We start from the raw sequence: 15,806 nt of genomic DNA, 5'->3' as shown, positions 1-15,806 counted from the left end.
CTTATTCGCTGAAACTCAGACCTAGTAACGAGTTGAGTATCCTTCAGATTTTCTTTACGAATCAGCTCTTACAGCGCGATCGCTCGATGATTTGACTCCTAAACCTCAACCGCATCCCCGTGTTTTAGCAGCTGCTTTTACTAAGGGATACTACAAAGTTCAGATTGATAATCAAATTCTAGAATTTTCTGGACTGCCCTTTGCAGGTAGAGAAGTTGAGAGTTTGGCAAAACTCATGCCAGGTACAACTAAGTTACTTGATCGCGACTTTAGTAAGCGTGCAACCCTACCACGAATGAATGATTACAACATTCTTCACTTTGCCACCCATGCAGCTTTTTTGATAGGAAAACCAGAAGATTCGTTTATTCTGTTTGGTGATGGAGAATGGGCGACACTGCGAGATATTGAAAATTGGTCTTTGCCAAAAGTCGATCTGGTAGTGCTGAGTGCTTGTGAAACAGGCTTAGGCGGATTAGGCGATGGAGTTGAAATTCTCGGTTTAGGCTATCAGTTTCAGCGTACAGGAGCTAGAGCAGCGATCGCTTCTCTTTGGGCAGTCAATGATAGTAGCACTGAGTTCTTAATGAATGCATTTTATGATTTACTACAGCAGGGGAAAACTAAAGCAGAAGCTATGCGTCAAGCACAATTAAAAATGCTGCATATTCAAAGCCAGACAATAGCAAGCGATCGTAGCAGTGTGAACTTTACAGTTCCTCAGAATGCTTCAACAAACCTCATTAATCATGATCTCAGCCATCCTTACTATTGGGCACCGTTCATTCTTATTGGCAATGGATTGTAGACTATGGCCCAATCAAACATCTCTACAACCCTAGAACAGGCAATTGAACAGTATGCTACTGTTTTACAAAGATTGGTGCAAGCCACAAACCCAGCAACGCCATCTGCTGTCACTCCCCCTAAATCTGAGAATACCGAACAGCCTGCTGCTACTAAGTTGCATTCAACTGTAGGAACTAAGACACCAGACACAGGTAATTCTCTATATCTGTTATCGCCAATAACACCTGTAAAGGAAACTGCGGCTGAGAATCAATCTCTACCTGCTCTTATCTTAGAAGTGCTGACCCACACGCGATCGCCTACAAGCTTTACTAGAAATCATCAAAACCTCACCAGAATTAGCTCCTCCCTCTGGCGCAAGTTTGGAGAAACTGAGCCAACTTGATGAAACCTTAAGAAAACAAGCAGGAGCGATCGCACCTTTTACTCAATCTGCTGATTGGCGAGCCAGCTTTAGCCCTAAAGAAGCCTATTGGTGGTGGTTTCTCAAAGCTTCTACAAATCCGTGGAGCGATCGCTTCGATTGGCTATGGAGTGGTGTTTCTGTTACCTTCCTCACTGTTTCCCTGGGTTTAATGGGTGATATTGCCCCCCGCTTTCTCACAGGTGGCCCCGATTCCTTTGGAGCTTTTACAGTCAGTGCCCAAAGCGTCCTCACCCTTTTAGTAGCAGGTGGCGCACTGACAAAAGCGGGACAAGAAGCCCTCAAAAGCTTTCTCAAAGCGATTAATATCCCAGAAAAGTATTGGCATGAGCTAGGTGCATTAGGTTCTCTGATAGTAGTATGTATCTTCTTTATTCTTCGCCAATCTTTACCACAAATTGGCACAAACTTTTATACAAATCCCGGAATTGAAAGCCGGAGAAATGGTGATTGGAGCAGTGCTGAAGAACAATTTAAACGAGCAATTCAACTTAATGCCGATGATGCTCAAGCACATTTCCAATTGGGCTTACTTTACGAAGACTTACAACTGATAGATCAAGCTCGCCCCCAATATCAACTAGCGATTCAAGGCGGTATTCCTGTGGCTACCAATAATTTGGCACGACTCAACATTATGAAAAAAGAATATGCTGCTGCGGTTTCTTTATTATTAAAAGCATTAGATACAGATAAAAAACAACCTTTGGATGCGAAAACTAAATATGCAGTTCTCAAAAATCTTGGTTGGGCAAGATTCAAGCAAGGAAACTACCCAGATGCAGAAGCCAAGTTATTAGAAGCAATCAACTTAAAATCTACTGTAAAGCTAGAAAATTATGAAATTGCTGCTCCTCATTGCCTTTTAGCACAAGTAATGGAAGCTCAGAAAGATAAAAAAGCAGCACTGACAGAGTGGAAAACTTGCAACCAGTATGCCAACATTACCATTCCCGAACAAGATGAATGGGCTGCGATCGCTCAAAAGCGCTTAACGCCCCAGGAGACAGGTAAATGATTCATCACGGGAAAACACCGAAATTCACAGTCTTTGTACTAGCATTGGCAATCATTACCCTGCCATTATCTGCCATTGCCCAAACTGCCCGCATCCAATCTATTGCTGGCAAAGGTAAGGTGAGAGTTCAACGCGAAAAGCGAACAGATTGGCTCCCTGTTCGCCCTGCAACGGAGTTATATCAGGGCGATCAAATTTTTCCAGACATTGGAGTTAGAGTCTATATCCAATGTCCAGGAGTAAATAACCCTGTGCTGGTGAGAGCAGGGGTAGTATCAGGTATGGGTTCACTTTGTATTAACTGGGCAAATGCAGAGTCCAGAGGTTCTCAAGCTACGGAAACATTGGGTGGGGTTGATGCTTCTATTCCCTATGTAATTACTCCCCGTCATGCTTTGTTACTGAGTGCTACTCCCCTACTCCGCTGGCACCCAGTATCTGGAGTGACAGAATACAGCGTTGAGGTAACAGGGCCAAAAGGCGTAATGTGGAGAACCAAAACCAAGGAAAATCAAATAATTTATACTGGTAAGCCTTTAGAGACTGGACTCCCTTATTCTCTGAATATACGCACTAATACGGGAAAATCTTCTCAGGAAGATATTGCCCCCAATCGTGAGCAAAAGGCTTCTAACCTAGAATTTGTTATCTTACGTCAATCTGAAGCCACTCTGGTAAAAGTTAAAGCTGCCAAAATTTCTCCCACACCTTTGAGTAACGAAGCATCTGCTTTAAGTTTGGCGAGTTTTTACGGTAACTATGTTTTGCCTGAATCTGTTATTTCAGCCTATAAATTGCCTGCCAAGACTTTCGAGACATATAGTTTAACTGGTGAAGCGATCGCACTTTTAGAATCTTTGATTCAACAAGGGAAGCAATCGCCCCTAATTTCCCGTACTTTAGGCGATCTCTACTGGCAAACTGGGCTTGTCCATCTAGCAGAAGCCAATTATTTCAAAGCGATCGACTCAGTTCAAGGATTAGAAGATATGGAAGATTGGACATTAGCTCAGTATAGTTTAGGTCAGGTATATGCTGCGATTAATGAGCCTAAGCAAGCGTTGGAGCATTATAGCCAAGCAAGAGTAGGCTATATTTTCCTTGGAGATTCAGGACGTGTAAAGGTTCTCCAACGCCGGATAGAAAAACTCAAAAAAACCGCAGTTAATCCAGTGAATATAAAAAATTAGGTTGGTTTTCAATTGTATAGACTTCGCAAGTTTGATGAAATGCCAGGATTAGCACCAGAAAACTTAAACGAGGTTTCCAAGGTATTAAATTGTCAACCTGGTGAGGTTTTGGAATTTGAACCAGATGATAATAAGGGCAGGGAATTTTCTATCGTGGATATAGGGTGAGTGCGATCGCACTTTATCTTCTCAGCCAAAAGCTCAATTGCCTGGTATTAAGTAGTATTTATACTTATGTAACAGTTTCCGACTTTATTATTTGCAGCGAAGGCTAGATGTAAGACAAATTAGGTTAGAGTTTCCAACTTTATTTTTTCAAGCCTGTTCGATATCAAACGGAAAATTAGGATTTTTAGCCCCTCTGAGTATCCAACTTTATTCTTGTTGTACATAGGTTTTCATCAAAGATTTGGGGTTGGGGAGATAATGCTTTCTCTAAAAGCCCACGAACCATCACCAAGACTGGACTCTTTAATGAAAACGCTTAAGGGCGAGTTATGATGATGTTGCTCAATGCGATCGCCTACAGTGAGCGGTTACGCGATCGCCAAAAGTCTTGCTAAATAATTGTAATAATATTTAATATGAGTCTAGGTTGTGTAATTTAGATTAACTATTGCAGAGAAATTCTCTCAGACTGAGTAAAATGACAAATACAACGAGGCAACTATTTTATAGATTAGTTACCCTAGAACTGGAGACTATGTTTTCAGTCCTGAGTTACTTCTGTATTTTGCCTCTGAGGCATAGCAATTTAGACCACACTAAATCCTTCATTTAAGAGCTCCTACAAATCATAATGGCTGTGATTGAGAAGAAAAGAACTCGCGATCTGCCCCAAATTAACGAACGAATTCGCTTCCCGAAAATTCGGGTCATTGACACTGACGGTGCCCAACTGGGAATTATGCTCCCACAGGAAGCACTACAACTAGCAGAAGAAAAAGAGCTAGATTTGGTGCTAATCAGCGATAAAGCTGACCCGCCGGTTTGTCGGATTATGGACTACGGGAAATACAAGTTTGAACAGGAGAAAAAGGCGCGGGAAGCCCGGAAAAAACAGCACACGGCTGATGTCAAAGAAGTTAAGATGCGCTACAAAATAGAAGAACACGACTACAATGTGCGTGTTAAGCAAGCAGAGCGCTTTTTGAAAGATGGCGATAAAGTCAAAGCAACTGTGATGTTCCGGGGTCGAGAAATTCAACACAGCGACCTAGCAGAAGATTTGCTCAAGCGAATGGCAACGGATTTAGAGCCTTTTGGTGAGCTTCAACAAGCGCCTAAAAAAGAAGGACGAAACATGATGATGCTCATCTCGCCTAAAAAATAATTCTCTAACTGTTTAATAGACTAAGTTTGAAAATCCCCTGACTTCTGGCCAGGGGATTTTTTGATGTTTCTTTCCGATGCAATATGCGCCCAAAGTTTTGAGGTTATTTAAATTTATCTAAAATCGATAGTCCTGAAGACTGAATGGGAAACATAATACTCAGTTGCTCAGGACTGTTGCTATTTCCAGGAAATGAGAGACAAGGAAGACAAGGAAGACAAAAAGTATTTTTCTCCCCCTGTCCCCCTGCTCCCTGCTCCCTGCCCCCTGCCCCCTGCCCCCTGTCCCCTGCCCCCTGCTCCCTGCCCCCTGCCCCGCTTCCCAATGCGCGGTGATACTACCAGAAAATAAAACTGCATGGAACTGAAAAATCACTGGTTGGCTGCAAATAAAGTTGCTTTACCACGACTACTACAGTGGGTGAATCTCCGACCAGAGGAGAGCGAACGCACCCAAATAATGTTTCTTTTTTACACAATTGTCTGTGTAGGATTGCGGTGGGCAGAAGACAGTACGGTGGCGCTGTTTTTGGATGAATATGGGACTCATCTACTGCCGTGGATGTACATTGCTAGTGCGGCAATGAGTGCCGGACTGGTTTTTTTATACTCTTGGCTGCAAAAGATTTTTCCCTTACGTCGGGTAATTGTGGCGATCGCACCTTGCATGTTGATGCCATTAGTTTTATTAGTTGTATTACGTTGGGGATATCATTTTTCCTACCTGGCAGTGATTTCGGCATTTCTGCTGCGGCTATGGGTAGATGCACTTTATGTGGTCAATGACCTCAACACCTCGATCGTCGCCAATCAAATATTTAATATTCGGGAGATTAAACGAACTTACCCACTGGTGAGTAGTGGGCTTTTAGTAGCAGATGTAATCAGTGGCTTTAGTTTACCTTGGCTATTGCAATATACCACGCTGAATAAGATCGTCCTCATCGCCTGTATGGTGATTTTATTAGGATCGGGAATTCTATTCTATTTAACTCATCATTATCGAGCAGCTTTTCCTGAAACCCCACAAAGACTAGCTCCTGAACAACAAGCTTCACAAGAGCGTTTCATTAAAAGTCCACTGAAGCGCTACGTCTGGCAGTTGTTTGCTTTTGTGGGACTATTGCAAGTTATTGGGTTGTTAATAGATTTTCAGTATCTGCGCGAACTCCAATCCAATTTGAGCGACCGAGAACTTGCGAGCTTTTTGGGTCTTTTTGGTGGGATGTTGGGACTGTGTGAGTTGTTGTTGCAGTGGTTTTTTTCCAGCCGACTCATCGAACGGATGGGGGTATTTTTCACTGCAACGCTTTTACCAATCACCGTCGGCTTTTCACTCCCAGGAGTGCTGGTATTGCTGCATTTAATTCCAGCCATCCAATCGCAAAGCTTTTTCTGGGGTTTGATAATTGTCAAATTCTGCGATGAACTTCTGCGCTACACCTTTGTCATGAGTAGCGGCCCCATCCTGTACCAACCGATTCCAGAGGGAATTCGCAGCCGGATGCAGACTTTATCTGGCGGAACTGCTGAAGCGATCGCCACAGGTTTGACAGGAGCGCTAATTTTTGTAACTATCTTGGTTTGTGGGCGGTTTGTACCCGTATCACTACAAAAATGGGTGTTAGTAGCAGAAACCATGCTGATAACTGGCACTTGTTTAACAGTAGTTTGGGAATTGCGATCGCGCTATGTGGAACTGTTAGTCTTGAGTGTGGCGCGGGGGTCACTTGAGTGCAAGCAATGTCGGCTTGCGATTTTTCAAACAGGGTGTAGTCAAAGCTTTAGCAGAAAAAGGCTCTGAGGCTGATAAACGCTCTTGTATTGAACTTTTAGCCCAAATTGACTCCCAAGGCGCGGCGGAAGTTTTAGCCCCGCTACTAGTGAAGTTAACTCCAGATTTGCAGCGCCAAAGTTTGGAAGTGATGCTGATGGGAGGCGTAAACCCGGTTTATTTAGCTACCATCCGTCCTTTGTTAGAAGAATCCCAAGAAACTAACCCCGAAGTTTTTGCTTTAGCGCTGCGCTACGTTTGGCTGGCTGAACCAAATCCTAATTTAAGCCTCTTAGAAGGATATTTACACCCCCGACAAAACTCACTCATCCGCGCCACCGCCGCCGCTTTAGTCTTACGCCAGGGAACGCCGATGCAAAAGGTAGCAGCTACTCAAACCATGCGCCGGATGCTGACTCATAAGCAAGAACGGGAACGGGTGAATGGAGTCAGAGCGCTCAGAGAAGCAGTTTATTTGCAGGCGTTGCGGATTCATATCCCGAATTTATTACAAGATGAGTCGTTACGGGTGCGCTGTGCCGTATTAGAAATGATTTCAGCCACTCATTTAGAAGAGTATTATTCGGCACTGATTGCAGCACTTTATTACAAATCAACCCGCAGTACAGCCATGTCAGCCCTAGTGCGACTGGAAAATGAAGCTTTAGAAATGCTGTTGCGGTTGGCAACCAATATTTACAAACCAGAAGTAGTGCGGATGTATGCTTGGCGTACCATTGCTCAAGTCGGTACCCAGCAAGCATTGGAGACTTTATGGGAAAACTTGGAAATCTCCTGGGGTACTACTAGGGATCATATTCTTCGCAGCTTACTAAAAATCCACAAACAACCAGGAATTAAAGGTTTAGTAGATCGATTTTATGAAAGTCGGGTAGAAAATTTAATTAAGCAGGAATTAAAATTTTTAGGTGAAATTTACGCCGCATACATTGACTTCCAAACACTAGACCAAAAAGAAAATTATCAATCCAATCAAAGGATTGTGATTGTCTCGGAATTATTGCAACGCGCCCTTCTAGAATTGGAATTAGATGTGAAAGAGCGGCTTTTACTATTACTAAAACTGCTTTACTCGCCAGAAAAGATGCAGGCAGCATCCTTCAATCTGCGATCGCTCTCAGTGGTAAACTTAGCGCGGGGGTTAGAAATCTTAGAGCATACCATAACTTTGCCTTCAAAATCTTTATTGCTGAATATTTTAGACAACCGACCACAAACAGAAAAATTGCAATATCTTGTCGAAGCCAAGATCGTAGAATATGAGAACATGGTAGTTAGCGATCGCCTCCACAGATTGCTGATGTTAGGTAATTTTCTTTCTGATTGGTGTCTAGCTTGTTGTTTTCATTATGCTCAAGTGACACGCATCCGACTGACCAGTTCTGAGATACTAATGAGTTTGCGTCATCCCACCGGCTTTGTCAGAGAAGCTGCGATCGCATATTTAAATATGGTTTCATATCGCGTTCTCCTGCAAATCCTCCCCCAGTTACAAAAAGATCCACATCCTTTAGTGTCCGCTCAAGTTAAAGAGTTACTCGAAAAATACCAATTCAAAAATTACAATTGAAAATACCTTCTTTGGAATTTGTGAATTTGACATTTTAATGCGACTTAGATAAAAAGTAGTCAGAAAAAACGCTCAACTGAAACCCTCATTACACCGTTGCTTGATTTTGGGATATATTAACGTGCTTGTGTTGTTTTAGCTAGTTAGAGGTGAATAAACCTGACTTTTCCCGAACTGAGGTTATGGGAATAATAATTTTGAATTTTGAATTTTGAATTCAGAGCAAAGCGACGTGACTTTTGCAATAGGTCTAGTGTAAGAATAATGTGGCAGAACGGATGTGGGAGCGAAGATGATTTATGTTATTTTTGTTTTTTCTGTTTATGCTTCAGCAATAGACCTGTACCACATACACTAGAAGCTAATAGACTTAAAACAGAAGAGGGTTCAGGGACAGAAGCTGGGGGTTCAGTTTCAAGCTGGGCACGGAAAATCCCGAAGCTCCCATCAGCCAAACCAGCTGCAAACGCGAGTTGGTTAGAATTATTCAGCCCCTTAGTACTAAAAGCAAGATATGTCACCGTGGAACCGAAGAGAGAATCGCCAGTAGCGATAACTTTATCTGCCACTGGGGTCTGAACCGATGAAAATGCCTTCGCCCCCGGTTGTTAGAGTAGCCTGAAAGGCTACTGTATTCCTGTCATTGATTGAAGGAGAAGTAACGCCTGTAAAGGCTCCATTGGAATTAACGATGGTAGAAATTGTATCACCGTTACTAGTAAAGATGCCATCACCAGTAAATACGGGACTAGCCACCGCATCTAGCGAAGCATTGAAGGCTACTGTGCCTTTGTTGTTTAAAGAAAGCTCCACTAAAAAGCTAAAGGGACCACTAGAGTCACCAATAGTAGTAATCGTCCCGTTATTGCTGAGGAAAATACCTTCAGCACCGTCCACAGGGACACCCCGAAAGGCAACTGCGCCGTTGTTGTTGATGTCACTAATCCCAACGTCAGAAAAGCCGCTACTGTCAGCGATAGTAGTGATTGCCCCACCATCGCTAGCGAAGATACCAGCTCCTCCTGCATCTAAAGAAGCAGTAAATGTCACTATGCCTGAGTTGTTAATAGACGGAAACCAACCACCACCCCTACTGAGTCCATAGGGACCATTGGAATCAGCAATAGTAGTAATCGCTCCACCGTTACCGACAAATACACCATTAATGTCGTCTGTATTTAATAAAGCAGAAAAGGCGACTGTACCTGCATTGTTAATGGAGGGACGACGTTGGAATTCTTTAACTGGTAGATTGCGCGAGTCAGCAATGGTAGTAATCGTTGTGCCGTTACCAGTGAATATGCCACTGCCCCCCGCTTTCAGATTAGCCCGAAAGACCACTGTGCCTACATCGTTGATAGAGGGTTCTAACCCTTGATCGCCCTCCAGTAAGGAAAACGGGCCTTTAGTATCAGCAATTTTTGTAAAGGTGAAGGAGGCGGACAAGGCTTGGCCCGTGGTAAGCAAACTCAGGGAAAAACCAACTACTGTTGCCACTGCTAAGTGTTTGATTGCAGTCATAGATTTTTATGGCTCTTAAAGAGTTTTATTAAAAAATATACCGATACCGAATTGCACAGGCGATCGCAAAAATTAGCAATCACTGGAACGCAATGGTAATGATATTTAAGGATAATGCCATTACCAATGTCATTTGGTTGTCCTGATGCTCCTGCCACTCGGTGATAGGCTGTAGATGCGTGGATGCAGTGGGACTGTAAGGTTATAATCTGCATTTGTAAATCCCTGTTATAAAAAAGATTTACTGGGATTTTGTTCAGAGCAATTGGGAACAAAGCTACATCTTCATTTGCTTGTTAATCTATAAAGTGAAACAAGAAGTTACAGAGTATCAAGAACAGCTATGTACGTACTGATTGGTGGAGCGGGCTTAGTGGGCTTAAGTTTAGCGCAAAAACTGGTAGAACTAGGGCATACTGTTGCTGTAATTGACATTGACCCTATTGCTTGCCGCTACGCCCGCGAACAAGTAGGAGCAATGGCTTTTGAAGGCAGTGCTGTGAGTACAGAAGTATTGTTAGAAGCTGGGATTCGCAAAGCCGGTTCCTTGGCAGCAGTTCTGAGAAGTGATGCCTTAAACTTGGCAATGGTAACTCTTGCGAAACACTACGGTGTCACCCATATTTTGAGTCGGATGCGCCACCCCGATTTTGTCGAACCATTGCGGATAGCTGGAGCTAACCATATTGTCAGTACTGTTGAACTATCAGTTTCAACAATGGTGAACGCCATTGAGTATCCACAAGTAGAATCAATGATGCATTTTGAGCAGGGACAGATTGAGGTTCTGAAACTTTCCATCCCCAACAATTGCTATGTTGCTGGTCGTAGCGTTGCCGAAATTGCTCAAGATTCCCAATTCCCTACTGGTTCGCTAATTATTGGCTATCAATCTCATCCCCACGAAGATTTGATCATTCCTAACGGCAGTACAATACTAGAACCTCATTCAACTGTGCTGATTGTGACTAAACCAAGATGCTTACATCAAGTCATTGATTTTATTGAACAAAAATGTTGAGCGCAATTCCTACCTAAACTGTTTATTAGGTAGGGTCAGCTACACATATAAAAAAATTGGTGAGTTTTGATGAAGCTGTATAGATATATTTTTTTAGCGATCGCTGTTATTTTTCTTGTATCTTGTCAATCAACACCCAAGTCACAACCCAATGCCATTCCAGCAACCCCATTGCAAAAAACAGTGACCCTGGATAAGAATTTTAAGATAGCAAGCGGTCAAACTCTTTATGTTCCAGTCTACTCTCATATCTATCATCACAATCGCCAAGAGATTTTTGAGTTAGCAGTTACGCTTAGTATTCGGAATACAGATTTGACCAATCCGATTATTATTACTTCTGTGCGCTACTACAACTCAGAAGGGAAACTAGTTAAACAGTATTTAGAGCGCCCTATTCAACTTGATGCGCTAGCTTCGACAGATTTTTTTATCAATAGAAATGACACTAGTGGAGGTTTAGGCGCAAACTTCATTGTCGAGTGGGTAGCGCAAACAGAACTATCCGAACCGATAGTAGAAGCAGTCATGATTGGCACTGACTTTCAGCAAGGAATTTCTTTTATCAGTCCTAGTAGGGTAATTAAAAGTCAAAATAACGATAAGCGATCGCTTTTAAAATAATTCGTAATCACGCTCTCTACCAGACGCTAAAAGTGTAGCTTGCAACTCTTACAGAGTACGCGGACTCGCTTTACGGGACGTTAACGTAATTCCTAATCAAGTTAATTCCTCGTTCCTATGCTCCGCATGGGAATATATTCCTCTTGACATTGCTCGTTTACAGCAATTAAAGTAAGAAACTTTGTCCTGAATTTTCTTAATTTGAGCATTCAATATTAATTATTTACATATCTTCTAGGCGACACAGAATTGATAGCTTTCTCAGTCAATATATTTAGTTCTGATAGTACCGTCTGGCATGATGGTATCTTTGAAAAGAGTATCTTTGAAAACAACTCTTTCACAGAGTACAAGACTTTCGATATTATCGATGATTTCCAACTGAGTTCCTCTGAAGTTAACTCTAGTCAAATTAGCTTCGGAGAAGTCGGTCTGATAAAACCTGGCAAAACTGAAGTTAACTTCAGTCAAATCAGCACAAAGGAAACAAGTTTGGCTCAAGCTAGCACCGCTCAAATTAGCTTCCCTCAAATTAGCTTTGAAGAAAATAACCTCATCCAAGGTGCCGCCACTCAAATCGGCTCTACTCAAATTGGCGTTGTCAAAACAAGCTCGCCACAAGTTGGTGTAACTCAAATCAGCCCCGCTCAAGTTGGCTCGTTCAAAATGAGCGTATTCCAAGTTGACACCTCTCAAGTCAGAGCCACTCAAATTGATTCCTTGGCTACAGGTAATAAGTCTTTGCAAGTTGGCATATCTGAAGTTAGCTCCACTCAGATTGATGCCATACATTCCTTCCTCCCTCAATTCCAGAAAAATGTCAACTCCAGTAAAATCTCTTTCCCCAGCAGCATACTGCTCCAACAACTCCTCAACAGTTATTCTCATCTATACACCTCCGCAATCACCAACATCCTCTAAGCTCGACTTTATCCAAAATTAAGAACTCGGTTTTCTTTATCCGACAAAAACCTTAGCTTTTCGGCAAATACTTTTTCAACGTCACAGATTATCGATGAAGTTAAAAAAGCAAAACTACTGTCCTACAAAGGTTTCAGCTTAAGCGATCGCGTTGTGAAAAAAATGGATAAAGTCGAGCTAAGAGGATGTCTGAAAACTTTTTGGTACTGTTAAAGGTATTTATATTTCATGTGGTTAGAACACTTGAGAAGTTGCTTTCATATAAGTAAAAGTAATTACTCCTCACCTCCGATTTCAGATAGTTCAGCAAAAAATGTATCTCAATTTACAAAATCTTGACGTTCACTCTCTTGGAAAAAACTTTGCGATTTACTGATATTTAATCGTCTTCCAATTTCAACAATTGTTCATCAAGAATTTGTATCCGTCCACGCACAATTTCTTCTGATAGAATTCGCTTCCGCATTGCCTCATTGAGCGCTCCTTTTTCTGCCAGCAGTAAACGGCGGCGAATGGCTTCAAGTTTACTGCTCTTGCCACTTCTACCTTCCACCTCATCAGGGCGACGATTATATAATTCCCGCAGTGTTTTTTCTGCACCGGCAATTCGTACCTGATAAGCTGAACGCATCTCTTCATAAACGGCTTTTGGTAATACCCCTGATTTCAACAGACTATCTAATTCATCTTGTGCTGCTTTACCCGTCATCAATTGGGCTTGCAGCTCTTCAACTTGTTGTTGAATTTCGGAAAATTTAGATAATTTTAAACGTTTTACCACCCAAGGCAAACTTAAACCCTGTCCCACTAACGACACCAGCACACAGCCGAAGACTATAGCTATCAGGACTTCTCGCCCTGGCAGTGTTATAGGTAAACTCAATGCCAGAGCCATTGAGAGTGAACCTTTGATGTTGCCTAAAAACAGTAAATGTTGCCAGCGCAGCGGAATTGGGCGGTCAATCCAACGAACCACTGCTAGTAGCGGATAAACTGTAAGAACTCGCCCGACTTGAAAAGCCAAAACTGCAAGTAGAATTGCAGGTAAAGTTTTCCAAAGCGTTACCAAATTTATTTCTACACCAATCAACAGAAAAATAAAGGTGTTGACAGTGAAACTGGCATATTCCCAGAAACTCAACAAGGTGATGCGGCTAGAAGCAGAAATATTGCGAGAAAGCCCAAAATTCCCGAAAATCAATCCAGCAACAACTACAGCCACAGGGCCTGATACACCGAGAAATTGCCCAGCCTGAAAAGTTCCTAATGCAACTGCGACTGTCAGTAAAAGACTGCCAAGGGCATCATCTAAACGGGCGAATACAGGTATACTCAAGTAGCCCAAGACTAACCCGACAACGCAGCCTCCTAAAGAGATAAATAGCAGCTGTTGGATTCCCTCGATAAATGTGAGTGAGCCTGTTGAATATACTTGCACGATCAAGTTGAAGGAAACAAGGGCAGCAGCGTCATTGAATAAAGTTTCTCCTTCAACAATGGTGGAAAGGCGCGAGGGTACTGGTATCTCCTTAAATACAGCAATCATGGAAACAGTATCAGTGTTTGCCAGAATTACTCCGACAAATAACGCAGGTATCCAACTCAGTCCCAGCCCAAATTTCAATAGGACGGCAATAATCACACTGGAAATCACAGCCCCTGGGCCAGCTAGTAAGGCAATTGGTTTAAAGGTACTGCGTAAGCGGCTGACATCTGTATTAATACCAGCTTCAAAGATCAGAATTGGTAAGAAAAGATCCAAAACAAGGGTTGGATTTAAACCAATCCGACGAGACAATAACTCAGTGATGGGCAAACCTGCTAATACTAAACCAGTAACATAAGGGATTCCCAACCTTCGAGACAGCAAAGCTACTCCTGTAGCCACAACCAAGAGAATAATTGAAACTTTGACTAATTCGGTAACATCCACTATTGCGTTTTAGAGAGTTAGTTTGACTTGACTGATAGATTCTCTCTTCATTCATGCCAAATTAGCAAGTTCAGGGTGTGGGTTCAGAATTTCTAATTTCCTCCACTTGACCAACTTCAAAAATTAGAGTGAATGGTTGCCTCATCTCTCGTTTGATAAATTCTTCTAATAACTCCACTTGCCGAGGTGTGACAGGTTCTCTTGCTCGGACACTCAAACGCAGTTCCCGCTAAACTACCAGAGATTTTTGTCTCAATTTTCGCGTAGCCACTAATACCACCAGCCGCTATCGCAATTCCCAAATCTAACAGCGTTGGTCTCGATCGCGCTAACACTTCACTACCATAGCTGGGCAATCCCACCAGCAAACCCAGAATCAAGGCGATCGCCACCGCTAACATCGTGCCTACTGCTACAGCAATTATCCCCTTGCAAAGCACCAAAAGCTAACCCGCGAATTGGCAACATCAGAGGGGTAACGATCGTCGCACCGATAATAACGGCTGCACTGTTGGAATAAACCTAAAGTAGCGATTGCGCAGGAGCTAATAATCAAAATTATGTAATGAGTCTAGGGTAGATTCTGCCAGCAAGTCTGTTTGTAGCTCAGGTGCCAACCGAAAAATAAATGATGATGCGATCGCTCCCTTAACGGGAAAACATTTTCAACATGAATATCCAAAACTTAATGGAGAATATTTTCAACAGTTTTTGGACTGGTTATCTCAGCAATTAAGTAAGTCGATGCAATAAAACCAAACTATGTAAAGAAAAGTAAATAAGGCTCAAACTCTTTCTCCCCCTGCTTATTTCACGAGGATCTCACTTTTTCGCGTTGCTCCCGTTGTTCTCTTTCACTAGGAAGACGCGATCGCACTATTGCTTCCGTAGGATGGTAAGAGTTAAAAGCTTGTAATTTGAAGATTATGAATCAGACGTTGACCCCCGTCCCTTGGCCGTTGTAACAGGTGCACTGATTGTTGCCAAAGGAAATAGACAATGGCGTTGAATATCAAGGATTTACAGATTTCCAGCCCTGCATTTACTTCTGGTGAGCGTATCCCGAAACAGTATACCAGCGACGGTGAAAACATCTCACCTCCCTTGGAATGGAGTGGACTGCCAGCCGGAACCCAGCAATTAGCACTCATCTGCCACGATCCAGATGCGCCCCTGCCACAGGGGTTTACTCACTGGCTAATCTATGGGATTGGGCCAACGGTTAACCAGATTGCCGAGGCGGGTGGTAGTAAATTTACTGAAGGTATGAACAGTACTAATCAGCCAGGGTATACCGGGCCGGCTCCACCAAAGGGACATGGGCCTCACCATTACTATTTCTGGTTGTATGCCCTAGATGCAGAACTTGACCTGAAGCCAAATATCAACCGCGAGCAACTGCTTAATGCGATCGCTGACCATGTGATTGAGCAAGCACGGCTGATTGGAGTCTATGAGTCCTGACATCATAATTCTAAAAATCCAAGGAGGGTGTAAGCATGGGGAAGATGATAAACAACTATACACCGCAAGAGCAGAAAAACATTGAGCTATTCAGGGTAGAGAACGGGAAATTAGCCGAGTTCATCAAGGAATGGAACAAACTTTCTATGTGGGAGCAGTTCGGATGGCCGATTGAGGAGTGTT

Annotated in this window: 13 protein-coding genes and 3 pseudogenes; 10 read left to right on the top strand and 6 right to left on the bottom strand. The window is 42.7% G+C overall.

Features of this window, described 5'->3' with window-relative positions:
* Positions 1-70 precede the first annotated feature (70 nt).
* The 7 genes and pseudogenes from NSTCB13_RS31290 to NSTCB13_RS31260 all read left to right on the top strand — a co-directional run.
* Positions 71-808, top strand: a pseudogene (locus NSTCB13_RS31290) (CHAT domain-containing protein); the annotation flags it as partial.
* Between the two features lie 3 nt (positions 809-811).
* Positions 812-1,195 carry a hypothetical protein gene (locus NSTCB13_RS31285; protein ID WP_448274918.1) on the top strand — a complete coding sequence of 128 codons (384 nt, stop codon included), beginning with the start codon at positions 812-814 and terminating at the stop codon, positions 1,193-1,195.
* Positions 1,173-2,252 carry a tetratricopeptide repeat protein gene (locus tag NSTCB13_RS31280; RefSeq protein ID WP_448274917.1) on the top strand — a complete coding sequence of 360 codons (1,080 nt, stop codon included), beginning with the start codon at positions 1,173-1,175 and terminating at the stop codon, positions 2,250-2,252. The genes NSTCB13_RS31285 and NSTCB13_RS31280 overlap by 23 nt, the downstream gene beginning before the upstream one ends.
* Positions 2,249-3,442, top strand: coding sequence for a hypothetical protein (locus NSTCB13_RS31275; protein WP_448274916.1), 1,194 nt, complete (start codon positions 2,249-2,251; stop codon positions 3,440-3,442). The genes NSTCB13_RS31280 and NSTCB13_RS31275 overlap by 4 nt, the downstream gene beginning before the upstream one ends.
* A 12-nt stretch (positions 3,443-3,454) precedes the next feature.
* Positions 3,455-3,610, top strand: a complete 156-nt coding sequence (locus tag NSTCB13_RS31270) for a helix-turn-helix domain-containing protein (protein WP_448274914.1) — start codon at positions 3,455-3,457, stop codon at positions 3,608-3,610.
* A 631-nt stretch (positions 3,611-4,241) separates the two neighbouring features.
* Complete coding sequence (infC, locus tag NSTCB13_RS31265) at positions 4,242-4,775, top strand: translation initiation factor IF-3 (protein WP_322673183.1); 534 nt, start codon at positions 4,242-4,244, stop codon at positions 4,773-4,775.
* A gap of 357 nt (positions 4,776-5,132) precedes the next feature.
* Positions 5,133-8,139, top strand: a pseudogene (locus tag NSTCB13_RS31260) (MFS transporter).
* A 302-nt stretch (positions 8,140-8,441) separates the two neighbouring features.
* Here the strand turns inward: NSTCB13_RS31260 and NSTCB13_RS31255 are convergent.
* The 3 genes from NSTCB13_RS31255 to NSTCB13_RS31245 are packed head-to-tail and all read right to left on the bottom strand — an operon-like array spanning position 8,442 to position 9,875.
* The gene (locus NSTCB13_RS31255; RefSeq protein WP_448274913.1) at positions 8,442-8,708 is read right to left on the bottom strand and encodes a PEP-CTERM sorting domain-containing protein; all 267 of its coding nucleotides are present in this window, start codon (positions 8,706-8,708) and stop codon (positions 8,442-8,444) included.
* Entirely contained in the window at positions 8,698-9,660 is a 963-nt protein-coding gene (locus NSTCB13_RS31250) for a DUF7453 family protein (protein ID WP_448274912.1), read from the bottom strand. The genes NSTCB13_RS31255 and NSTCB13_RS31250 overlap by 11 nt, the downstream gene beginning before the upstream one ends.
* Positions 9,657-9,875 carry a hypothetical protein gene (locus NSTCB13_RS31245; RefSeq protein WP_448274910.1) on the bottom strand — a complete coding sequence of 73 codons (219 nt, stop codon included), beginning with the start codon at positions 9,873-9,875 and terminating at the stop codon, positions 9,657-9,659. Before NSTCB13_RS31245 ends, NSTCB13_RS31250 begins: the two co-directional genes overlap by 4 nt.
* 128 nt (positions 9,876-10,003) lie before the next feature.
* Between NSTCB13_RS31245 and NSTCB13_RS31240 the strand changes: the two genes are divergently transcribed.
* Positions 10,004-10,681, top strand: coding sequence for a potassium channel family protein (locus NSTCB13_RS31240; protein WP_448266471.1), 678 nt, complete (start codon positions 10,004-10,006; stop codon positions 10,679-10,681).
* Positions 10,682-10,750: 69 nt separating this feature from the next.
* Complete coding sequence (locus NSTCB13_RS31235; RefSeq protein ID WP_448274908.1) at positions 10,751-11,305, top strand: DUF3124 domain-containing protein; 555 nt, start codon at positions 10,751-10,753, stop codon at positions 11,303-11,305.
* A 261-nt stretch (positions 11,306-11,566) separates the two neighbouring features.
* Here the strand turns inward: NSTCB13_RS31235 and NSTCB13_RS31230 are convergent, their stop codons facing one another.
* From NSTCB13_RS31230 to NSTCB13_RS31220, 3 genes and pseudogenes are all read right to left on the bottom strand, one after another.
* Positions 11,567-12,193: a pentapeptide repeat-containing protein gene (locus NSTCB13_RS31230; RefSeq protein WP_445626612.1), complete on the bottom strand. Its 627-nt coding sequence runs from the start codon at positions 12,191-12,193 to the stop codon at positions 11,567-11,569.
* Positions 12,194-12,605: 412 nt separating this feature from the next.
* Entirely contained in the window at positions 12,606-14,159 is a 1,554-nt protein-coding gene (locus tag NSTCB13_RS31225) for a cation:proton antiporter (protein ID WP_448274906.1), read from the bottom strand.
* A gap of 218 nt (positions 14,160-14,377) precedes the next feature.
* Positions 14,378-14,800 (bottom strand): annotated as a pseudogene (locus tag NSTCB13_RS31220) (DUF389 domain-containing protein); the annotation flags it as partial.
* A gap of 358 nt (positions 14,801-15,158) precedes the next feature.
* On the opposite strand from NSTCB13_RS31220, the gene NSTCB13_RS31215 reads away from it, so the two are divergent.
* Positions 15,159-15,623 (top strand): YbhB/YbcL family Raf kinase inhibitor-like protein, encoded by a 465-nt coding sequence (locus NSTCB13_RS31215; protein WP_445626645.1) that lies wholly within the window; start codon positions 15,159-15,161, stop codon positions 15,621-15,623.
* Positions 15,624-15,806: the final 183 nt, after the last annotated feature.

This window comes from Nostoc sp. DSM 114160 (genome assembly GCF_053470305.1).
Note: the sequence above shows the minus strand (reverse complement) of the source record. Positions and strands in the feature narration are given on the sequence as shown.